The organism is Paraburkholderia humisilvae, assembly GCF_902859855.1.
GTDB classification, from domain to species: Bacteria; Pseudomonadota; Gammaproteobacteria; order Burkholderiales; family Burkholderiaceae; genus Paraburkholderia; species Paraburkholderia humisilvae.
This window is the reverse complement of the sequence record NZ_CADIKH010000028.1, coordinates 74,303-97,620: the sequence shown is the minus strand read 5'-3', so window position 1 is coordinate 97,620 and position 23,318 is coordinate 74,303. Positions and strand designations below refer to the sequence as shown.

The 23,318-nt window shown below is 64.5% G+C and carries 6 protein-coding genes and 4 pseudogenes; 4 read left to right on the top strand and 6 right to left on the bottom strand.

All coding sequences use genetic code 11. The annotated features are described in order from the left end of the window. Positions 1-1,186: 1,186 nt before the first annotated feature. Positions 1,187-1,429 (top strand): annotated as a pseudogene (locus HV796_RS25860) (transposase); the annotation flags it as partial. 736 nt (positions 1,430-2,165) lie between these two features. Beyond that, positions 2,166-2,753, top strand: coding sequence for a BPSL1445 family SYLF domain-containing lipoprotein (locus HV796_RS25855; protein WP_175229339.1), 588 nt, complete (start codon positions 2,166-2,168; stop codon positions 2,751-2,753). Between the two features lie 279 nt (positions 2,754-3,032). On the opposite strand, the pseudogene HV796_RS45890 reads toward HV796_RS25855, so the two are convergent. Then, a pseudogene (locus HV796_RS45890) lies at positions 3,033-3,216 on the bottom strand (ATP-binding protein); the annotation flags it as partial. Positions 3,217-3,475: 259 nt separating this feature from the next. Next, a pseudogene (locus HV796_RS44265) lies at positions 3,476-3,716 on the bottom strand (IS5/IS1182 family transposase); the annotation flags it as partial. A gap of 28 nt (positions 3,717-3,744) precedes the next feature. Here HV796_RS44265 and HV796_RS25850 point away from each other — a divergent pair. Beyond that, positions 3,745-4,721 (top strand): annotated as a pseudogene (locus tag HV796_RS25850) (IS5 family transposase). 516 nt (positions 4,722-5,237) lie between these two features. Here the strand turns inward: HV796_RS25850 and HV796_RS25840 are convergent. From HV796_RS25840 to HV796_RS25825, 4 genes are all read right to left on the bottom strand, one after another. Continuing rightward, complete coding sequence (locus HV796_RS25840; protein ID WP_217477996.1) at positions 5,238-5,945, bottom strand: NAD(P)-dependent oxidoreductase; 708 nt, start codon at positions 5,943-5,945, stop codon at positions 5,238-5,240. A gap of 76 nt (positions 5,946-6,021) precedes the next feature. Then, the gene (locus HV796_RS25835; RefSeq protein ID WP_175229337.1) at positions 6,022-9,099 is read right to left on the bottom strand and encodes an efflux RND transporter permease subunit; all 3,078 of its coding nucleotides are present in this window, start codon (positions 9,097-9,099) and stop codon (positions 6,022-6,024) included. Between the two features lie 10 nt (positions 9,100-9,109). Then, entirely contained in the window at positions 9,110-10,276 is a 1,167-nt protein-coding gene (locus HV796_RS25830) for an efflux RND transporter periplasmic adaptor subunit (protein ID WP_246356037.1), read from the bottom strand. After that, a complete protein-coding gene (locus HV796_RS25825; RefSeq protein ID WP_246356039.1) occupies positions 10,273-11,769 on the bottom strand; it encodes an efflux transporter outer membrane subunit in 1,497 nt (498 codons plus the stop codon). Before HV796_RS25825 ends, HV796_RS25830 begins: the two co-directional genes overlap by 4 nt. A 566-nt stretch (positions 11,770-12,335) precedes the next feature. Between HV796_RS25825 and HV796_RS25820 the strand changes: the two genes are divergently transcribed. Beyond that, positions 12,336-23,306 (top strand): SDR family NAD(P)-dependent oxidoreductase, encoded by a 10,971-nt coding sequence (locus HV796_RS25820; protein WP_175229336.1) that lies wholly within the window; start codon positions 12,336-12,338, stop codon positions 23,304-23,306. The last annotated feature ends 12 nt before the right edge of the window (positions 23,307-23,318 follow it).

Below are 23,318 nucleotides of genomic sequence, written 5' to 3'. Positions count from 1 at the left end.
GCTATATGACGCAGCCGCTGCACCCCGAGGCGGCGACCCCGCATCAGCAGGACCTGCCCGAGCCGCTCGTGCACGTGGTATTGGACGCCAGCAGCAACGAAGCACCACCGCGTCCCGACGCGAACACAGGCAAGAAGTGATCGGCTGTGACTCAGGCTTTTCTTCGATGAGGCGGCCATTAACGAGATGCACACGCCACCGCTCGAAAGGCGGGGCCGCGCAGGCCGGTGCAGGCCTCTATAGTGATCGGGCAGGTCAACAGGTATGCGAAATTTGAGGACTTGAGACCGTTTGAGGCGCTTCGTCTGTACTGCTGCGCCGGCCGCGTTCACTCTGTGAAACCGGAGTCACATTCTCCGCGATGTCGGGCCCGATCAGTTGTGGCTCGTGCTTGCCGTCCTTCTTGGAAAGTCGTGATTGTTGTCGTCCGAGTGGCGGGGTTGCATTACTTCACCCCCGACGCCTTTGCGAAGTTCGTCGAGGCTTGTTCGAATATGTCGCACGCCACCTCCTCGGTTGCCAACACGCGTACCGTAATCTCGGCTGTTGTTGTCTCTTCCTTTTCTGAATCTTGCGCCTCAGCAAAAGATCCTTTTTTGCGGGCAAGCTCCCGGAACGGGGATTGCGGAAAAAGCGAATGGCGGCTTGTAATGGGGCGCCATAAGCACTCGAGATCTGCCTCGTCCCTGAAAGGGTGCCGGCTCTGAGCGTCCTCGTGAGGAAGTCTAGAAGGAACCGGCATCACGACGGTTCGGCGCCTCTCACCTTGGCAATGTGGTGAATCAGCGATGAGACGTATGCGAAGCCTACGTACAGAACATGGTCAATGTCGGGGCAACACTTGACATATCCCGGGCTAAAGAGGCTGTCGCGAAGACGCATTGCCGATAAAATCCTCTAACGCAACCCTGACGAAGCGATTAGCACGGCTCGCAAAGTATCGTCACTGGACGATAAGCAACACGATCTGTTTAGTGAAGTACGAGTTCGGGATGCGAGACCGAGGCAAATGTCGTCCGCGCCTGAGATCATTGTTTGTCGCCATAGACTAAATAACACCGATATGCAACGACTCTAGACGTTCCGGTACGAACCATGCCGACCGATATACAAGCGCGCGAGATGCGCCAATTCGTAGCGAAGTCGCGGCAGGCGCATGCAAAAATCACACGAAGGTCATCAATTATTTCCTTCCGACGACGATCGCGTGCACCTGCTCGCGAACTATCCGCCGAAGCTCTCCGTATCGGCGCTCGTGGATAGCCTGAAAGGCGTTTCGAGCCGGATGAGCCACCGGAAGAACTATCCGGGCATCTGCAGGAAGCTGTGGGGCGCGCCATGGTCGCCGCCCCTTTTTGTCGGCAATGGTGATGGTGCTTTAATTGCGGTCGTGCGCCAGTACATAAAACAGCAGCGTACGCCGTACTGACGCATTGGAGAGACGCCGGCGGCGTTCGCGCTATCCTTCCTCTTCCTGAACGGGCGATTGCCGGGCACCTGTTCGACCTTTGCTTGGGTGTGCGGTGAAAAATCGCACCCTGCGTTCTTGGAGGGGGTGACGACGCGGCAATTCGTCGCCTCTACACGCCGGCTTTGGGCGGAACTTGCGGATATGGTCCTGTCCCGGGGCCATGCAGCTCTTGCAGCAACGCCAACGAGAGTCTGATTGCTTGCGGCTGGTCAGCCGCTGTCTCGCAGAAAATCATACCAACTACAAAGGATAACCCAATGCCGTTAGCACCCTAAAGGCAGCGTTACTTCGTAACGGTTCGATGCGCTTGTTATCATGAGTTTTCTGAGGGTTTTGTTTCCAAATTTATATCCGGTCAGAACGGCATATTGGTTCAGCATTTTCTTGCGTAAGTTAAATAGATGATCGAATGCGCGATTGACAGACCTCGTTGCTCAAGCGATGCTGGTTTGTAAGCTGCGAACGCAACCAAAGGGCGCCGTTGCGGGAGACTGAATGAGGAAGCTCAAAACAGTCTGGTCGTGGTTTTACGCATGCGTGGACGATGTGACTGTCGTTGCTGGTCCGTGATGACGGCAATACCGGGAATGCTCAGCGGTAGGGACTTCTCAATCGAGGCGATCTCGTATGTGGGAAAGACCTGCAGTGCTGCTGCACACCCGCGGCCAGATCTATGACTCTAATGGAGAAAACAATGCAAAGACGAAAGTTCATTTCAAAAAGTAGTGCCATCATCGCGTTTGGAAGCCTCGCACTGGTTGGCTGTACTGTCACACAAGACTCTGGAGCATCGGCTGCGACTAACAGGTCGAAACGACAGTCGATCGATGCAAGTGTCGATGGCACCATGTCACGTCTCTTCAGCACTATCGGCGGTTCGCAGGAGTTGGTCTCCAAGGCGCAGGGCATACTTGTGTTCCCTTCAGTAATTCAGGCCGGCTTCATCGTCGGTGGACAATACGGCGAGGGTGCGCTGCGCGTCGACGGCAAGTCGGTGGGGTACTACAGCACCTTATCGGCCTCTATTGGACTTGAGGCGGGCGCTCAGTCCAAAGCACTCATATTTTGCTTTATGACCCAGGACGCGCTGGATGATTTCCGCAATGCGGACGGATGGTCGGCCGGCGCCGACGCGTCGGTCGCCATTGTGAAAATCGGCGCGAACGGCGTAGTCGACACCGACACGGCCACTACACCAGTTGAAGTGTTCGTGCTGACCAACGCGGGGTTGATGGCCGATGTGTCGCTGGATGGCACAAAAGTAACGCGTTTGAAGATATAGACGTAATGTATTGGACCTGTCGCACCTCAAGCGACGCGGGTTAAGCTGGGCTCCGAAGAACCCAAGGCTCAGAGCCGCAATTGAGGAGGCAGGTCGCGAAGCAGTTTAGCAAGTTCGTTGGGGTGGGTGGGCCACAAAGCAACGATTGCGGTTTCTGTGGCTGATGTGAACGGAGGGAAAGTCCGTGTCACGGATCAGTGTAATGGAGCCGGGGAAGATCGGCGTAAAGGCGCCGCCTGGAAGGGTTTGGCAGCGAGGTTTCGAACACCGTCAGGAATGCTATTTTTTGGCCCGGTATTCAATGCCTAAAACGGGCAATCAAGGCTGGCTTGTTTTTGGGCACGCGATAATTGTCGCCCTCGAGGATGATCCGGTAGGCGCCGTGGCGCAGCCGATCAAGCGTTACGGCGCCGAGCATTCGGTTGGCCGGGAACGCGTCGCCCCACTCGTTGAAGTCCAGGTTTAATGCAGAGTCGGTTTATGCGGGGTCCCTTCGTAGAGGCCCGCCCGTGCTTCAGGGTTGATGCTTCCTCTCTGCATACCAGTCGATGGCATCAATGAGGTAATCAGTGCATCGGCCGCTTTAACCCGTTGGATCACAGCGTCGGTGGGGCGACTGCCTCAAGCGTCTCCAGTTTCAAGGAGAAGGCGGCTCGGGTATATCGCCGTCATTTGCGTATGCGCGTGTCCACGCCACAGAGAAACCTTGCGCAGATCTTGAGTTGCCTCCAGGCTCCTTTCGACAGGTACTCCACCTCGGTTGCATGTAAGGCGTACAGCTTGTTTTTGTCTTTCGGCTTCCGCGTAAAGATGCGCTTCGTCCGGCTAATCAGCTCGCCCGGCCTCGCGTGCAGCCTCGTCAACCTGATCCAGCTGCCGCTGGACATCGCGCATCACACGGCCCACGCGCGGGCGCAACGTGCGCAAGGACCTCTTCATGCGCCGGAACTGCTTCGCGTACGCAGACTTGGCATATCGAATGTAGCGGCAGATCAGTTTTGCGGAAGCGGAATGCGCCGGCAAGAAGCGCGTGACGCGTCGACAGCGCTTTTTGACCGAGATGGACAGCGTCGTGCCTCGGGCGCGTCTGCTCGAAGCGCTTGAACCGTACTATCCCAAGGGCGCGCGGGGGCGGCCGCCGATCGGGCTGGAGCGCATGCTGCGCGTGTACTTCATGAGCGCAGTGGTACGGGCTGTCGGACGAAGGTCTGGAAGACGCGCTGTACGACAGCATCGCGATGCGCACCTGTGCCGGAATTGATCTGGCGGTCGAGAACGTTCCGGATGCGACTACCTTGCTAAAGTTCCGCCGCCTGTTGCTTATGCATGACCTGACGCGCCGACTGTTCGACGAGATGGGAATCTCGCTGTGCGAACGCGGCTTGATGATGAAAGAAGGCACACTGGTGGATGCGACGATCATCGAAGCGCCCTCGTCGACCAGGAACGCCGGGAAGCAGCGCGATTCAGAGATGCATCAGACCAGGAAAGGTAACGAGTGGCACTTTGGTATGAAGGGCCCACGTGGGCGTGGATGCCGACTCGGGGCTGGTGCATAGCATGGTGGGGACGGCCGCCAATGAATCGGATGTCTCACAGGCGCATGCCCTGCTGCATGGTCATGAGCGGCACGCATTCGGCGATGCAGGCTATACAGGGGTGCACAAGCGTGAGAACATGCAAGGCGCCACCGTAAAGGGGCATGTTGCCATCAAGCGCGGCAAGATCAAGGCGATGCGCGAAGGCGCATTGAAGGAGCTGCTGATTGCTGCGGAGCGAACCAGGACCCAGATCCGGGCGCGGGTCGAGCATCCATTCCATGTGATCAAAAATCTGTTTGGTCATCGCAAGGTACGCTACAAAGGTCTGGCGAAGAACACGACGCAGTTGTTGAGCCTGTTTGCACTGGAAAATTTGGTGCTAGCCAAAAGATCGTTGTTGACCTGTCATGGGAGTCATCCGTCCTGAGTGCGCAAAGCGCATCAGGAGTGGGCTCAAAACCGGCCCTTTTCGGAAAAACCCCCGCTCGACACGCACTTATATTTCGCATCGAAAAATTAGATGATCAGGTCGAGAGTCTCGTCGACACAAACGGTTATTGATCAACGCTTCCCCAGCGGATAGTGCAGCCGCTTCAACGCCTTCCCAATCCCGGCCGGCAGCGTCCTGCGCGGCGTTTTCGGCGTCTCTGCCAAGGGGTTCGTTCATGTGTTCGGTCTTCGCAATTCTACCCGACCGCCCTAATGCGACAGAACCGCCCGTGCTCCCGGATGAGAACAATGATCGCGCGGGAACTGGAACGAACCAGGGCTGAACTGGACAGGCGCAGCCTCGCGTCTGCACGCGAATTCGACACCTACTGAATGTGCGACGATCTCCGTCTTTTCCCCGGGCGACGAAACGGGGGGGCGGTCGCGCAGTGTCCGAGCAGAGCGCCAGCAGATCGCTGCAGCGGGTACGGTAAAACGGGCGCAGCAACGCTTGCTAGACCGTCCTCTTCATGGCGAGCGCTGATGGCGTCTGGCATCCGACGATCGCAGGTGCACGGTGGAGCAGTTTGTCGTTCTCGAGCGCCTCAGCCATAAAGAGGGCGAAGTCCACGCGGCGCGTGATGTTACTGGCGAGGATGGGATCGCCAACGTGCGCGCTACAGACGGGCAGGCCCTGGCTTTCGCCTTCTTCGAGTTTGCTGCCGCGCACGACAGTCCATCGGGCGTTACTCGTAAACACGCGCCGGCACGCCTCGACCTGGTCATCGATGTCACCGATGCGAAGCAGCCGGCCGATCCAGCCGCCGATCGCGACGAGCGTTGTGAACAATGGCGAGTAGACGTCCCGGCCGTCCATGGTAATGTGCCAGCCGCAGGAGAAGACGAGGCGCGCCCCTGGCTGTGCATGATCGAGCACCGCTTGGGCCGTGCCTGTCGAATACTGGTTCACCCCCCAGGGCACCAGCACGGTGAGCACCGCGTCACACCCTTGGACAGCCTTCGCAATGACCTCGCGATCGTTCGTGGCGCCGGGAAAAAGCGTGATACGCCCCTTGAACCTGTCGAGCTTCTGAACGCTCACCTTGCGGCAGACGCCCACGACCTGGTAGCCTCGATCGAGTGAATGCTGCACGAGGTATTGGCCGAGTTTCCCGGATGCACCAACAATGCAAATTTTTTTCATGAGGATTCCTGTTTGCACAAGTCCACCCCTTCGGGTCGACAATACCAATCGACAACAGGCCGCCCCGAAGCCGGCGCGGCCCGGCCTCGACGACTCAATGCCTCTCGATCGCAGGCACGGATTCGATCGACACCTTGCGGCGAGCTTGCCTGCGATCTGCGCTAACGAGCATATAGCTGGCCGGCAGCACGAACAGCGTGAACAGGGTACCGATTGACAGCCCGGAGACAATCACGATTCCCATTGCGTTACGCCCGCTCGCGCCGGCGCCCGACGCTAGCACGAGCGGCACCGCGCCGAGCGCCATCGCCGCCGTCGTCATCAGGATCGGCCGCAGCCGCGCGTGCGCCGCTTCCTCGAGCGCCCCGCGTTTCGATCGGCCCGCGCGCCGCAGCACGTTCGCGTACTGGACGATCAGGATGCCGTGCTTGCTGATCAGCCCCATCAGCGTGACGAGTCCGACCTCGGTATAGATGTTCAGTGTCGTCAGCCCGACGTTGATGAGTACCATCGCGCCGAACAGCGCCATCGGCACTGTCACGAGGATCACGAGCGGATCGCGATAGCTCTCGAACTGTGCGGCTAGCACCAGGTAGACGATGAGGATCGCGAGCAGCAGTGTGATTGTGAAGCCGCCCGATTCCTGCATGAACTGGCGCGAAGCGCCAGCGTAGTCGACCGCGTAGCCGTTCGGCGCGACCTCGGCGAGCGTTTTGCGCATGAACTCGAGCACCTCGCTCTGCGACAGACCGATCACCGGCACACCCGAGATGGTCGCCGAATTCAACTGCTGGAAGTGGTTGATCGCCTCTGGCACGATCTCCTCGCGCAGATGAGCGAACGTCGACACCGGCACGAGCCCGCCCGTCGGTGTCCGCACGTAGTAGTCGAGCACCTGGGACGGGTTCAGCCGGTCGGTCTGCCGAACCTGCGGAATGACCTTATACGAGCGACCGTCGATCGAGAAGTAGTTCACGTACGCGCCACCGAGCGCGGAACTGAGCGCGCGGCCCACGTCGTCCTGCGTGAGTCCGAGCAACGCGACCTTGTCGCGGTCGACCACAAGCGTCGATTGCGGCTTGTCGATCTTCAGATCGGAGTCGACGAAGAAGAACTTGCCGCTCGCCTGCACCTTGCGCAGTACCGCCTGCGCAACTTCGTTCAGGCTCGCGATCGAGCCGGTCGTGCCGATCACGAACTGCATTGGCAGGCCCTGTGAGCCCGGCAGGGAAGGGAGCTGGAATGCGGCGACGCGCGCACCGGCGACCGTCGACCAGCGCTTCTGCATCTCCTGCTGCAACGCGTTCGAATTCTTCTTGCGTTGGTTCCACGGCTTCAGCAGCATTCCGCCGATGCTCGAATTGAGCGTCGGTGTGCCCGTCAGCTGGAACATCTGCGCGTATTCGGGCATCGTCTTCGTCAGCGCGAACACCTGGTCCGCATAGCCCTGCATCTGCTGGATCGTCGCCGTCGGCGGCCCCTGTACCTGTGCAAGCACGATGCCCCGATCCTCCTGCGGCGCGAGTTCGGACATCGACGTGTTGAACAGATAGACGAGCCCGGCAAGCATCAGCACGCCCATCACGATGAACACCGGCCACATGTCGAGCGATTTTTTCAGCATCCGCAGGTAGTGGGCGCCGATCCGCTCCATCGTACGGTTGATGAAGTCGGGAAGGCGCCCCTGCATGCCCTCGACGCGCAGGTAGCGCGCGCAGATCATCGGCGACAGCGTCAGCGCGACGACGCCCGACACCGTGACGGCGGCCGCAAGCGTGAAGGCGAACTCGGTAAAGAGAGCACCCGTCAGGCCTCCCTGGAGTCCGATCGGGATGTACGCGGCGATCAGTACGACGGTCATCGCGATGATCGGTCCGCCCAGCTGGCGCGAGGCGACGATCGACGCCTCGACGGGCGACAGACCGCGCTCCTTGATCTGCCGGTCGACGTTCTCGACGATGATGATCGCGTCGTCGACGACGAGCCCGATCGCGAGTACGAGCGCGAGCAGCGTCAGCAGGTTCAGCGTGTAGCCGAGTAACTGCATCAGGAAGAACGTGCCGAACAGCGACAGCGGCATCGCGATCACCGGTACGATCACCGCGCGCAGGTTGCCGAGGAACAGGAAGGTCACGAGCGTGACGATCACGAACGCCTCGACGAGCGTCTTCATGACCTCGTTGATCGACACATCGATGAAGTCGGTCGCGTCATAGACGATCGTGCCGGTCAATCCGGTCGGCAACTGCTGCTGCAGTTGAGGGAACACGTCGCGCACGCGCTTCGCGACGTCGAGTGCGTTCGCACCCGGCGCGACCTTCACGCCCAGGAACACGGAGCGCTTGCCGCCGAACGACACGCTCGAATCGTAGTTGTCGGCGCCGAGCACGACGTCGGCGACATCCTCGAGTCGGATCAGCGCGCCGTCCTGCTGCTTGATGACGAGCTTCCTGAACTCGTCGACCGAGTGCAGATCGGTGCCTGCGTTCAGATCGACGCTGACCATACGCCCCTTCGTCGTGCCGAGCGTCGCGAGATAGTTGTTGCTGGCGAGCGCGTTGTAGACGTCGGTGGCCGTCAGGTTGTGTGCGGCGAGCCGGTCCGAATCGAGCCACGCGCGCAGTGCGAACTGGCGGTCGCCGAGCATCTCGGTCGTCTGCACGCCCTCGATCGCATCGAGCTTCGGCTTGATCACGCGCAGCAGGTAGTCGGTGATGCCGTTGCCGGGCAGCACGTCGCTGTAGAAGCCCAGATACATCGCGTCGGTGGTCTGGCCGACCTGCACCGCCACCGTCGGCGGCTGTGCCTGCGGCGGCAACTGGTTGCGCACCGACTGGATCTGCGTATTGATCTGCGAAAGCGCGCGCGTCGAGTCGTAGTTCAGGCGCAGCGTTGCGACGATCGTCGACACGCCGGTACGACTCGTCGACGACAGGTAGTCGATTCCCTGCGCCTGGCCGATCGCGGCCTCGAGCGGCTGAGTGATGAAGCCGGCGACGGTGTTGGCCGGCGCGCCGTAGTAGACGGTCGTGACGGTCACGACGGCGTTCTCAGTCTGGGGATACTCGCTGACCCTCAGCGTCAGCAGCGCGCGCACACCGAGCGCGAGGATCAGCAGGCTCAGTGCCGACGCGAGCACGGGCCGCCTGATGAAGATATCGGTGAAATTCATCGCGTCTCCGTTACTGTTCCTGCGGCGCCGGTGTCGCGTCGTTCCCGGGCAGCGCGCTGTTTTCGATGATGAGCGGAGTACCGTTACTGAGTTTCAACTGGCCGCTCGTCACGATCTGCGCGCCTTCCGAGATGCCCTTGACGATCGCCACCTGATCGCCGCGTGTCGGGCCTGGCGTGACGAACACCTGCTGCGCGACCGGCAACACCTTGCCCTGCTCGTTGGTTTGCCTGCCCGGTTGTACGACGAACAGCGTCGTCCCGTAGGCGTTGTAGGTGAGGGCCGTTTGCGGCAGCGTCAGATAGCGATGCGGCGCGCCGGCGTCGATGTGGATGCTCGCGTACATGCCGGGCAGGAGTTTTCCGTCGCGATTGTCGATGCGCGCCTCCACCTGGACCGTGCGCGTCGCCGTGTCGATTTTCGGACTGGTCGACGTGATGCGGCCCATGAACGATTCGCCGGGGCGCGCACTGGTCCGGATCGTCACCGTCTGGCCGGCCGCAAGCTTGCTGACCTGATCCTGCGGGACGCTGAAATCGGCGAACAGCGGTTCGATCGCCTGCAAAGTGACGATCGGATCGCCCGGCTTCAGGTATTGGCCGGGATTGATCGTCGCGATTCCAACCCGGCCTGCGAAGGGCGCGCGGATCGTTTTCTTGTCGACCAGCGCCTGCTGCTGGACGACCTGCGCTTTCTTGATCTTCAGATCGGCGGCGTCGGCATCGAGCACGGCCCTCGCGATCGCGTTGATCTGGTATTGCGCGGCGTCGCGGCGGTAGACCGTCTGCGCGAGTTCAGCCGCCGCCTTGTACGATTGCAGTTGTGCGGCATCGGTATCGTCATTCAGTTCGATGAGCACGGCGCCGGCCTTCAAGTCCTCGCCGGACGAGAAGCGCACCGCGCGCACGAGCCCGGTCACTTCGGACGTGACGTCGACGCCGCGCGCGGCGCGCAGGCTGCCGACCGCGTCGATCCGCGGTTGCCAGGTCTCGTAGCCGACGCGCGTCGCGCTGACGGCGGCGGGCTCGGTCGCCATGCTGTCGACGAACTTCGCGATCATCTTGTTCTTGAAAACGTTCAGGCCGATCAGCGCCGCGAACAGCAGGCCCAGGCAGATCAGCATCACGAGCATGCCTTTCGTGAGCGAGCGGAATTGCGGGACGGGCGTGGTGTTCATCGGAGTGGCTCCTCGGCCGGTCGGACGGCGGCCTGCATGGGTTCGTCGGCGTTCCACCAGCCGCCGCCCAGCGACTGGAACAGCGCGGCCGTATCGGCGAAGCGCGCGGCGCGTGCCTGGGCGACGTCGACGGTGGTGTTGAGGTACTGGCGCTGTGCATCGAGCAGCGCGAGATAGTCGACCGCGCCAAGCCGGTATTGCTCTCGAGTGATCGAAAGCGAATTCCTCGCGGAGGACCACGCGTCCGTCTGCGTGCGCAGGCCGGCCGCATCGTGTTCGAGCGCGCGCAGCGAATCGGCGACGTTCTGGAATCCCTGCAGCACCGTCTCGCGGTATTGCGCGCTCGCCTGTTCGTATGCGGCCTCGGCCGCGCGCTTCTTCGCGCGCAGCGCGCCGCCGTGGAAGATCGGCTGCGCGAGACCCGCGCCGATGCTCCAGATGACGCCGGCGGCGCTAAACAGATCCGCAGGCGTCACGCCCGACGTCCCGTAGCTCGCGGTCAGCGAGATCTGCGGATAGAGCGCCGCCGTCGCGACACCGACCTGTGCGCTCGCCTGATGCAGCAACGCCTCGGACGCGAGGATATCGGGCCGCTGGCGCACGAGCGCCGAGGGCACGCTGACGGGCAGCGAGTCGGGCAACGTGAACATCTCGAGCCGGAATTCGGGGATGTGTGCGTCACTCGGCAGGCGGCCCGCGAGCGCGGCGAGTTCGTGCCGCACCTGATCGAGCTGCAGCGACAGCGGTGGAGTTCTCGCGCGCGTCTGCGCGAGTTGGGTCTGCTGCAGCAGCACCGCGCTACGCGAGGTCCCGCCGAAGGCGAACTGCTTGTCGAGCAACGCGAGCTGGCGTTGCTGGTCGCCGGCGATCTCCTCGATCGCCTCGATTTGCGCGCGTAGCGACGCCTCGCGTACGGCGGCCGTCACGATGTTTGACGTGAGCGTCAGGTATGCGGCGCGCAACTGGTAGTTCTGAACATCGACATTCGCTTTCGATGCCTCGACCAGGCGCCGCGCGCCACCAAACAGGTCGAGGTCGTACGACACGTTGACCGACGCGTTGTAAAGATTCAATGCCTCGACGAAATTCGGCTGTCCGAACGCGATTCCGTTGATCTTCTCGCGCTGTGCGCTCAACTGGCCGTCGACGCGGGGCAGCAGGCTGTCGCCGAACTGCGCGTGCCACGTTTCGCTGGCCTGACGCAATGCGGCCTGCGCGGCCGCGATGTTCGGGCTCTGCGCGAGCGCGTCGCGGATCAGCGTATCGAGCGGTTCGCAGCGCAACAGCGTCCACCAGGCGGCGGGGATGTCCGCGCCGATCGCGAAACGCTGCGCGGTGCCGCCGGGGCCGGGCGCATCGACGGTGAGTTCGGGCATGGGCGCCGCCGTATAGCGCGCCACCTGCGGCGCAGCCGGTGGGCGGAAATCCGGGCCGAGCGCGCACGCTGACAGCAGCAGCGTCGCAAGCATCGCCACACAAGGCACAAGCGGCATCCGCAGCCGAACCGTCAAGCCGGCGCGGCGCCGCAAACCTTCGATCATTCAGGCACCTCTCTACGTGACGGACAGGGTCAGGGTTGACCAACGAGCTGCTGGAGGTTCTCTCGCATCATCGGGCCGCGAGGCGCCGGGCGCGATGCCGCCTCGTCTCTCGTTTAAAGCGTCGGACGCACTATATCGATGGTCTGCAATCTTGACGAAAACCACGGCGAAACCTGGCGGTTCTGCGCGAAGCGAAGCGCCTTCGCGCCATCCCGCCGGCCTTCGCCGAACGGCCTCGGCGTGCAAACCCCCTTTGTTATAGTCGTCGCCGTCGAGTTCAAGGTGTCGATTCGCACATCCTCGAGATGCGGCGCGCGACGATGAACCGAGGGATGATCGGTGACACCCGGCGTGCCGGGCTACGGTCGCGCGATGTCGCATTCGCGTGACGACGGAGCCGCGTCGATTCGCATCCGGGCCGGGTTGGGGAATTCCAGCAACCATGCCGCTGTGCATCAGCGGGGTTTTCCAACTGATAAGCATTCCATATTTATGTATTCGATGATGGTTGAAGGTCTATGGCAACGGCGGAATGGGATCTGCAGAATCGCGAGCTTTTGGTCGACTTGACGCGGTCGTGGTTGAAATCGCTGACGATCGGCCTTATTGCCGATACTGCGTCGGCGCAGACCGACGTCGACATCACGACGCCGTTCGGCGAGATCGGTGTTGATTCGTTTCGCATCCTGAAGATGATCAAGCAGCTCGAGGAGGATTTCGGGACGCTGCCGAAGACGCTGCTTTTCGAGTATTTCAATATCGAAACGCTGGCCGGCTATTTCGTCGACCGGCATCGCACCGTCGTCGCCGCGAAGTTCGGCGCACCAGCCGATGCTGCGCCGACGTCCCACCGCGCACCGGGCGACGCGCCGGCGCGGCCGTCGCCCGTGCCGCAAGCGTCGGCCGCGCGGGACATGCCGGTGACGGCAGCGGGCGATAGCATCCGGATGCTCGGGAAGGATCTGCCCGCGTTCCCTCAATTGCACGCGCAGATCGAGTCGCTGTTCGTTGCGCACCGCAATGAAGGCAGCATGTCGCGCGGCACGCGCAACATCGCGCCGAACCTGTTCATCGGTAGCGCGCGGCGCGGCTATTTCCACTATGGCCGTTGCAAGGATCTGGTGCTCGGCTACGCGTACACGGGCCCGAGCGGCTACTTTCACGAAATCGCCGCGGAGTTGCACCACTACTGCGAATCGCGCGGCTATCAGCTCAATATCCTGACCGACGAAGTCGTCGAGGAAATCGGCGGTGCGCGCTTCTCGTCGACGCCGTTCGGCGTCGTTCAACGCGTGCTCGGCATCCGCGCATTCTCGCTCGAAGGCGGCGCGATGCGCCGGCTGCGCTATCAGGTATCGAAGTTCGAGAAGGCCGGTACGTGCCGTACCGCCGAATATCGTTGCGGCACCGAACCAGGCGTCGATCGCGATATCGCGAGCGTGATCGAGCGCTGGTGTGCGACGCGGCCGATGGTCAATCCGCTCATCCCTATCGTGAAGGACGAGATCCTCGCGGGGAGCCTCGATCCGCAGCACCGGCTGTTCCTGACTTATCTCGATGACGTGCTGCAGAACGTCATCCTGATCTCGGCGATCCGTACTGCGGACTGCAACGGCTATCTGATGGACCTCGAGTTCTATCCGCCGGACATGCCGCTCGGCGGCCTCGAGTACGCGATCGTCAACATCATCCGCACGCTAGCGGGCGAGGGCAACGACGTGCTGAGCCTCGGCGGCACCTATGGCTGCCGGCTAACCGTATGTGAGAACGCGGATCCCGATGTCGACCGGATGCTCGACGATCTGCACAGGCAGAACATCTTCAACGACGAGGGTAACCTCCAGTTCAAGAACAAGTTTCGGCCCGAGAACCGCACGATCTATCTGTGCCGGCCCGCCGGCAGCGGTCGCGCGGACAACGTGATCGACATCATCCTGATGGTCGCCGATCCGGACCGGCTGCAGACGCCGGACGGCGAGAACCATACGCTCGTGGCCGGTCAGCAACCGGCGGCTGGCGCGGCAGTCGCCGGCTCCGCGCAAGGCAGCCAGCCGCAAGACGGCGGTGGCGAGGCTCACGTGTATGGCGCCGCCTCACAAGCGTGGGTGGAAGGCGACACGCGTTCGCGCGTACTCGCTGAACACGGTTACAACCCGTTGAATGTCGCCGCCGCGCATATCGAGTTCGATCTGAAGACCGATTCGTGGGCGCAACTCGATACGGCGTTCGTGCGGCGTGGCATCAAACAGTTGCATGCGCAACTGCAGGCGCCTGTTGACGTCGATGCGGTGTTGCGCGACACGTTCGGCTTCGATCACGTGCTGTTGACCGGATCCGGCCGCGCGGCGGAGTCGCTGCTTTGCGGCGCATGGCCGAAACGCGGACGCGTACTGCAGAACCTGCTATTCCCGTCCGGCCTCTATCACCAGATCGACGCCGGCCTGAGTCCGCATGAACTGCCGCATCCGGACGCGTTTCGCGTCGACGCGGACACGCCGTTCAAGGCTGAACTCGACCCGAGCGCACTTGCGGAACAGATCGAGCGTCACGCTGACGAGATCGGCTGTGTCTGGATCGAGCTCTGCAACAACGCGACCGGCGGCCATCCGGTATCACTCGAGCATCTGCGCGCGGTCAAGGCGCTGCTCGCGCCGCACCGGATCGCGCTCGTAATCGACGCCACGCGCGTACTGGAAAACGCGCGCTACCTGATCGCGCGCGACGGCGCACAGGCCGGCAAGGACCTCTGGACGGTCGCGCGCGAACTGCTGGCGTGCGCGGACGTCGTGACCGCGTCGCTCGCCAAGGACTTCGGCGTCGATCGCGGCGGCGTGATCGCGACGAACGACGGCGCGCTGTACGCGGCCTTTGCCGGCCGGCAGCAGCATGACGGCGGCGGACTCGACGCTATTGGCCGCCAGCTCGTCGGTGTCGCGCTCGGCGAGCGCGAGCGTATCGCCGGGCGTGTCGCGCAGCGCGTTCGCGCGGTCGGGCGAGTTTGGGATGCGCTGGTCGCGCGCGGCGTGCCGCTGGTCGCGCCGGCCGGCGGCCATTGCGTGCTGATCGACGTGAAGCGCCTGCCGGACTTCGCCGGTTTCGATCATCCCGTCGCGTCGTTTCTCGCCTGGCTCTATCAGCAGACCGGCATTCGCGGCGGCGCACACAGCATCGGCATGCGAAAGGACGGACCGCTTGGCGGGATGGCGCGGCTCGCGATTCCCGCCGGGCTGAAGGACGGCGAGGTCGATGAACTGATTACGCGTCTCACGCGCGGTTTCGACACGCTCTCCGACATCCCCGAACTCGCGCTCGAAGGCAGCCGGCATGACGCGCTCGGCAATCTCCATGCGGCGTACCGGATGATCCGTTATCACCGAGCGTCGAAGGCGCTCGTCACCGGCGGTGCCGATGCCAGCCCGAACACGGCGTCCGCTCGCACCGCTGTTTCCGCGACCGCCAGGCTGCCGTCTCGCGACGTCGCGGCGCGGGCGCAGGCATCGTCTGCGCCGCGCGCGATCGCGATCGTCGGGATGGCAGGCCGGTATCCGAAGGCGGCCACGCTTGACCAGTTTTGGGACAACCTGCGCGCCGGCCGCGACTGCGTTGACGAGATCGGCGCCGAACGACTCGCGTTGCGTGCGCGCACCCCGTTCATGCGCACCTATCGTGGCGGCTTCATCGACGCGATCGACCGTTTCGATTCGCTGTTCTTCAACATCTCGCCGCGCGAAGCCGAGATGCTCGACCCGCAGGAGCGGCTCTTTCTGGAAGTCGCGTGGGAAGCGCTCGAGGATGCCGGCTACTACCCGGAAATCCTCGGCCGCGATACCGGGACGCGCGACGTCGGCGTGTTCGTCGGCGCGGTCTGGGCGATGTACCAGATGGCCGGCGTCGAAGCGAAGCTTGCCGGCCGGGATACGAATCCGAATTCGTTCCTCTGGAGCATTGCGAACCGCGTGTCGTACTGGATGAATCTGCGCGGGCCGAGCCTGACCGTCGACACCGCATGTTCGTCGAGCCTGACGGCGCTCTATCTCGCGTGCGAGGCGATCCGCAACGGCAACTGTTCGAGCGCGCTGGTCGGCGGCGTCAATCTCGACCTGCATCAGCACAAGTTCGACATTAACCGCGCGGGCGGCGCGCTGTCGCCCGATGGCGTGTGCCGTACGTTTGGCGCCGACGCGAACGGTTATGTCGCGGGCGAGGGCGTCGGCGCGTTGTATCTGAAGCCGCTCGACGACGCGCTGCGCGACGGCGATCACGTCTATGGCGTGGTCCGCGGCGTCGTGGTCAATCACGGCGGGCGCACGGCTGGCTACACGGTGCCGAACCCGAAGGCGCAGGGCGATCTGATCGCGGCCGCGCTGCAGCGGGCTGACGTCACCGCCGACACGATCGGCTACATCGAGGCGCATGGTACGGGTACCGAACTCGGCGATCCGATCGAGATCGCTGGCCTGTCGAACGCGTTTGCGTCGGCGGCCGTGCCGGCGCGGTCGTGCCCGATCGGATCGGTCAAGACAAACATCGGTCATCTCGAGGCGGCGGCCGGCGTGGTCGGTGTGACCAAGGTGCTGCTGCAGATGCGGCACGGCGAACTGGTGCCTTCGCTGCATTCAGCGCAGTTGAACGCCCATATCGACTTCGCCGGCACACCGTTCGAGGTCCAGCAGACACTAGCGCCGTGGCGGCCGCGCCGCGCTGGCGAACCGCTGCGAGCCGGCGTTAGCTCGTTCGGCGCCGGCGGCGCGAACGCGCATGTGGTGCTCGAGCAATATCTGCCGTATGAGGAGCAGGGCACGCCCGTTACCGGCGAACTGGCGTTCCCGCTGTCGGCGCACAACGACGAGCAGTTGCGTGAGATGGCCGCGCGACTCTCCGCGCGCTTGCGCCGCGACGATCACGCGCCGCGCATCGCCGACGTCGCCTATACGCTGCAGAACGGCCGCAAATCGTTCGACCATCGCCTCGTGATTTTCGCGACGGATCTCGTGCAGCTTGCCGATCGGCTCGCCGCGTTCGCGACAGGCAAGCCCGGCGCGGAGACGCTGACCGGTCATGCGAAGGATGCCGAGCAGATTACGAAACTGCTGAGCCGCACTGAGACCGACCAGTTCGTCGCGCTGATGTCACAGGGCGGCAACCAGCGCAAGCTCGCGCAATTGTGGCTGAACGGCCTGCTCGCCGACTGTCGTGGCTTCATGCGGGAAGGCCGGCGCACGCCGCTGCCGCCGTATCCATTCGCGGACCGCCGCCACTGGGTCGAGCGCGCCGCGCGTCCAACGGCCTTTGCGCCGCCGGTCCTGCATCCGCTCCTCGACAGCAACGAATCGACGTTCGAGCGTCAACTGTTCAGGAAGACGTTCCGGCCGCGCGAGTTCGTGGTCCGCGATCACGTTGTCTCGGGAGTCCCGACGCTGCCCGGCACCGCGTATCTCGAGCTCGCGCGCAAGGCCGCCGAGCTCGCGGCCGGGCGCCCGGTGCGCCGGATCCGCAACGTGACCTGGCTAAGCCCGCTGACGGTCGCCAACGACAGCGTGACGGAGGCGTTCGTCGAGCTGAAGCCGAACGGCGAGACGGTCGCGTTCGAGGTGTACAGCGAGCCGGACGGCGTGCGCCGCCTGCATGCACAGGGCAGGCTGATTTACGAGCTGGCCTACCGCGCGGCCGACATGAACGTCGATGCCGTCGATCTGGCCGCCGTGCGCGAGCGCTGCGCGCCGCTTTCCGATGGCGCGCCGGCATCGATCTACGCGCGCTTCGATCAGGCTGGCATGCACTACGGCACGCAATTTCAGGCGTTGAGCGAGGTCCGCAAGGGCGACGGCGAAGTGCTCGGCCGGCTGCAGTTGCCGCCGCTCGATGAGGCGGATTTCGAGAGCTTCGTGCTGCATCCGGTGCTGCTCGACGCGGCGATGCAGGCCGGCATCGCCGCGCAGCTCGACGGCGGCGCGGGCGAGATGCGGGTGCCGTATTCTCTCGGCGAGGTCGAAATCCTGCATCCGCTGACGCGCGACTGCTACAGCTACGTGACGAAGCGTGGCGGCTCGCGGGGGGGCGTGTCGCGCGAGGATGTCGCAATCGTCGACGGATCGGGCAAGGTGCTCGTGCGGATCCACGAGACAGTCGGCGTGCCGATCACGGGCATGCACGACAGGCAAACGGCCGCGCCGGCCGAACACGGCGACACTTTCGCGATGCTCCACTACACGCGCGCGTGGCGCCCGGAAACTCTCGACGCGGCAGCGGGCCGCGACGCGCTCGTGCTGTTCGATACTGACACGAAGCTACGCGACGCATGCGTCCGGCAAGGGCGCGCGGCGGCACTTGTGCTGCACGGCACGCGCTTCGAATCGCACGGCGACGGTGCCTACACGATCGATGCCGCGAATGCCGACGACTACGCGCGCGTACTCGAGGCGCTGCGGGCCGACGGCTGGTCGCTGCAACGGATCTGTCACGCGTGCGGCGACCGCGTGGACAACGCGACGGACGACCTCGGCGCCGCACCTGAAGCTGCGCTGGACCTTGGCGTTTATACATTCCTGCCGCTGAGCCGGGCGTGGGCCGCGACGCGCCCGGCCGACGGCGCGCAACTGGTCTACTTGTACCGCAACGCGTCGCGCGATCCGCAGCCGCACCACGAGGCGATCAACGGCTTCGCTCGCTGCGTCGAACTTGAACAGCCGCGCCTCGCATGCAAGGTGCTCGAAATCCGCACCGTTTCGCTCGACGCCGATCGCGCCGACGTGTCCGCCCGCGCGCTGCTCGCCGAGTTCGACGCGGGCGCGCAGGCGTCCCGCGCGGTCCGCTATGGGCCGGAAGGCCGCGAAGTCCGCACTCTGAGGCGGCTGCCTGAACAGGAACTACGCGCCGAAGCCGGCCCGATGCTGCGGCAGGGCGGCGTCTATCTCATCACCGGCGGTGCCGGCGGCCTCGGTCTTCTGTTTGCCGCGCATCTCGCTAAAACCTGTCACGCGAGGCTCGTGTTGACCGGCCGGTCCGCGCCGTCCGGGAAACTGGACGCGGAACTCGACGCACTGCGTGCGCACGGCGCTCAAGTGCTGTACGTGCAGGCGGACGTCGCGCGGGTCGACGACGCCCGCCGCGCGGTCGACGCGTGCCGCACTCGCTTCGGCCGGATCGATGGCGTGCTGCACTGTGCTGGCGTGCTGCGCGATTCGCTACTACGCAACAAGACGCGCGAAGAGATGGCTGCGGTGTTTGCGCCGAAGATCCTCGGTGTCCATCATCTCGACGAACTGACGCGCGACGACGCGCTCGACTGCTTCGTGCTGTTCTCGTCGCTCGCGGCAGTCGGAGGCAATGTTGGCCAATGCGATTACGCGTACGCGAACCACTATCTCGACTCGTTCGCCGCCCGCCGCGACGCGTTGCGTGCGGCGGGCCGACGTAACGGCCGCAGCCTCAGCATCAACTGGTCGCTGTGGGCCGAGGGCGGAATGAAGCTCGACGCGCAGACGGAGCGGGTGTTCCGACGCAATCTCGGCATTGCGCCGCTGCGCAGCGAGGATGGCCTTGCCGCGTTCACGGCCGGCCTGTCGGCGGCGGTGCCGCAGCTCGCGGTGCTGAGCGGCGTGCAGACGAAAGTCGAACGTGCGTGGGGCCTGACCCAATCCGACGCGCAGCGGCCGAAGTCATCCGCGTCCGCCATCGGCGGCGCGGCAAAGCAACCTGAAGCAGCTGGGGACGGACCTGGTGCCGCGTCCCGCGGTGAGGCGCCGCAAACGGACGCGCTGTTCCATGCGATCGTCAGGAAGCTGAGCGGCACGGTCCTCGAACTGCTGAAGCTCGACGCGGACGACCTGTCGCGCGACAGCGTGCTGCTCGACGTCGGCTTCGATTCGATCGGCCTTTCGACCTTTGCCGATGCGATCAACCGGATTTACGGACTCGATCTGAACCCGGTGCTGTTCTTCGAATACCCGTCGATCAATGCGATCGCCGGCGTACTCGCGAGCGAACACGCGACGGCAGCGCGCGCGGTGCACGGTGCCAGCGAGGCGTCCTCGACGGTCCGGGCGCCGGCGCCGTCCGCGCCGGCCGCCGCCGTGGCTCGTGACGAAACCCGCGCGCCGCTACCGGACGGCATCGACAAGGGCTGGCGTGCACCGGGCGCCGCGCCCGCTCCGCGGCGCCCATCCGGTTCGCGTTTCGCCGCCGACCCGATCGCGATCGTCGGCATCGCCGGGATCATGCCGCAGTCCAGCGACGTACACGAATACTGGACCAACCTGCGCGACGCGCGCGACCTCGTGACCGAGATCCCGCGCGAGCGCTGGATCTGGGAGGACGTCGCGGGCGACCCGGTCAAGGACGTGAACCGCTCGTATTCGCGCTGGGGCGGCTTCATGAAGGAAGTGGACAAGTTCGACCCGCTGTTCTTCGGTATCACGCCGCGCGAGGCCGAAATGATGGACCCGCAGCAGCGCCTTCTGATCCAGACCGTCTGGTCTGCGATCGAGGACGCCGGCCATCGCGTGTCCGACCTCGCCGGCACGCGCACCGGCTTGTTCGTCGGCGCGTCGTCGCAGGATTACATCGACGTGCTGGCCCAGCATCAGTCCGCGCTCGACGGTTATTCCGCATCGGGCAACGCGCATTCGATCCTCGCGAACCGGATCTCGTTCCTGTTCAACCTGCGCGGCCCGAGCGCACCGCTCGACACCGCCTGTTCGAGCTCGCTCGTCGCGCTGCATCGCGCGATCGAGTCGATCCATACCGGCAGCAGCGAGATGGCGATCGTCGCCGGCGTGCAGGTGATGCTGACGCCGACTGGTCACATCTCGCTGAGCGCGGCCGGCATGCTGAGCCCCGACGGCAAGTGCAAGACCTTCACGAAGGGCGCGGACGGCTACGTGCGCGGCGAGGGCGTCGGCGCGATCTTCATCAAGCGGCTGTCGCAGGCGAGGAACGACGGCAACCCGGTCTACGCGGTGATCCGCGCGACGGCGGAGAACCACGGCGGACGCGTGACGAACCTGACCGCGCCGAACCCGAAGGCGCAGACGGAGCTGCTGCTCGAAGCCTACGAACACGCGCGAATCGATCCGTCGACGGTCGGTTATATCGAATGCCACGGCACCGGCACGAGCCTCGGCGATCCGATCGAGATCCAGGCGCTGAAGAAATCGTTCGCCGACCTGTATGCGCGGCACGGACTGGCAGCGCCTCCGGTGCCGCATTGCGGGCTCAGTTCGGTGAAGACGAACATTGGGCACCTCGAGCCGGCGGCCGGTATCGCGAGCCTGCTGAAGGTGCTGCTCGCGATCCGGCATCGGCAGATTCCGGCGATGCTGCATTTCGACATGCCGAATCCGTATATCGACCTCAGTGGTTCGCCGTTCTACGTCGTCGACAAGACGACACCGTGGGATGCGCCGCGAGCTCCAGACGGCGAGCCGCTGCCGCGCCGCGCGGGTGTCAGCGCATTCGGCTGGGGCGGGGCGAACGCGCACGTCGTGCTCGAGGAGTATGTGGACGACCCCGTTCCGTCGCACGACGAGGACGAGCAGCTATTCGTGCTGTCCGCGCGGGACGGCGAGCGCTTGCGCGAGTATGCAGGCGCGCTGGCCGCGTACCTGCGCACGTATGACGACGTCGCGCTCGGTGATCTGGCCTGGACGCTGCAGGTCGGCCGCGACGAGATGGACGAACGGCTCGCGATCGTCGCCCGCACTCACGGGGAACTGCTGGGCTGTCTCAGCGCGTTTGCCGCCGGCGAGACGGAGGTCGGCGGTTGCTGGAGCGCACGCGTGCCGCGCCGGCGCGCAATGGAAGATGCCGACCCGGTTCGGTTTGCGGACGCAAGCGTGGCGCTAGCCGAACTTGCGCGCGGCTGGACCGGCGGCCGCCGCATCGACTGGCGCCAGCTGCATTCGGCGCAGCGCCGGCGCCTTAGCGTGCCGACTTATCCGTTCGCGCGCGAACGCTACTGGGTCGGTGATGCCACGCAGAACGACCGTACTGGGCCGGCCGCCGCCACGACGGTATCGCCGCAAGCGACAGGCGCCGACGTCGGCGCCGTGCTCGCCGAACCGGTCTGGACCGACGCCGCGGCCGCGCTGCGTCCGGATACGCCGCTGCAGGCGCCCAAACTGTATGAAGCGGTGCTTTGCGACCTGTCGCATCTCGACGCCGAACGCCTGCGCGCCGAGTTGCCAGGGCTCGCGCATGTCGCGCGGCCGGCCGCTGGAGCCGACCATGCCGAACGCTACCGGATCGCCGCGCTCGCCGTATTCGAGCGGATCCAGCACGTGCTGAAGACAAAGCCGTCGGCGCCGGTGCTGTTGCAAATCGTCGCGCCATACGACGACGAGCGCAATCCGCTCTATGCAGGACTTGCCGGGCTCGTGCGCAGCGCGCGCGTCGAGCAGCCGAACCTGATCGCGCAACTGGTGCTCGTCGACGAAGCCGCAGACGAAGCCGCGCTCGCGCAACGGCTGCGCGACTGCCGCACCGTACCCGGCGAGGCGGTGTTCCGCTACGAACGCGCACAGGCGAGCGTCGCGCGCTGGCGGGACGTGGCCGGCGAACTCGCGCGGTCCGGCGTGCCGATCGCGCTGCGCGAATGCGGTGTCTATCTGATCGTTGGTGGCCTCGGCGGCCTCGGCCTGATATTCGCGCGCGAAATCCTGCGACAGGTGCCACATGCGACGGTCGTGCTGACCGGCCGCGGGGCACTGACCGACACGCGCCGCGACCGCCTGCACGCGCTCGCGGCCGAGTGGTCGGTTCCGGCCGAACGGCTCGACTACCGCGAGCTCGACCTCGAACGGCTCGACTCCGTGCGCGAGTGCATCGACGCGATCGTCGCGCGTCATGGCGCGCTGCACGGCGTGCTGCACGGCGCCGGCACAACGAACGACAGCCTGATCGTAAAGAAGGATGCCGAATCGTTCGCGCAGGTGCTGGCGCCAAAGGTGGCGGGCACGTTTCACCTCGATGTCGCGACGCGCGAGCTCGATCTCGATTTCGTCGTGTTGTTCTCGTCGCTCAGCGCGGCGCTCGGCAACGTCGGCCAGGCCGACTACGCGGCGGCGAACGGCTTCATGGACGCCTATGCGCGGATGCGCAACGCGCTCGCCCGCGCGGGCGAGCGGCGCGGCCACACGCTGTCGGTGAACTGGCCATTGTGGGACGAAGGTGGCATGCGGCTCGACGCGAAGGCGCGCGCGCGTCTGTTCGCGAGCACCGGGCTGCTGCCGATGCGCACGGACACGGGGGTGCACGTATGGCATCGCGCCCTCTCCGCGCAGCTCGGACAACTGCTCGTGATGGAAGGTCAAACCGCGCGGCTGCGGCGGATCGTGCCCGGCCTGTCGGAGGTGGCGCCACGCGGCGCACGGCCGGTGGACACGCAAGGACAGCCGGCGACGGACGCCGGACAACTGCTGGCCCGGCTCCGGCAACGGGTGCTCGTCGATTTGCACGGTTTTCAGAAGTTGGGGGTGACGGATGTTGAGTAAGGCACGGAAGGA

Coding starts and splice junctions, on each gene's coding strand:
- HV796_RS25855 (WP_175229339.1), top strand. CDS start 2,166: ATGCAAAGACGAAAGTTCATTTCAAAAAGTAGTGCCATCATCGCGTTT.
- HV796_RS25835 (WP_175229337.1), bottom strand. CDS start 9,099: ATGAATTTCACCGATATCTTCATCAGGCGGCCCGTGCTCGCGTCGGCA.
- HV796_RS25830 (WP_246356037.1), bottom strand. CDS start 10,276: ATGAACACCACGCCCGTCCCGCAATTCCGCTCGCTCACGAAAGGCATG.
- HV796_RS25825 (WP_246356039.1), bottom strand. CDS start 11,769: ATGCCGCTTGTGCCTTGTGTGGCGATGCTTGCGACGCTGCTGCTGTCA.
- HV796_RS25820 (WP_175229336.1), top strand. CDS start 12,336: ATGGCAACGGCGGAATGGGATCTGCAGAATCGCGAGCTTTTGGTCGAC.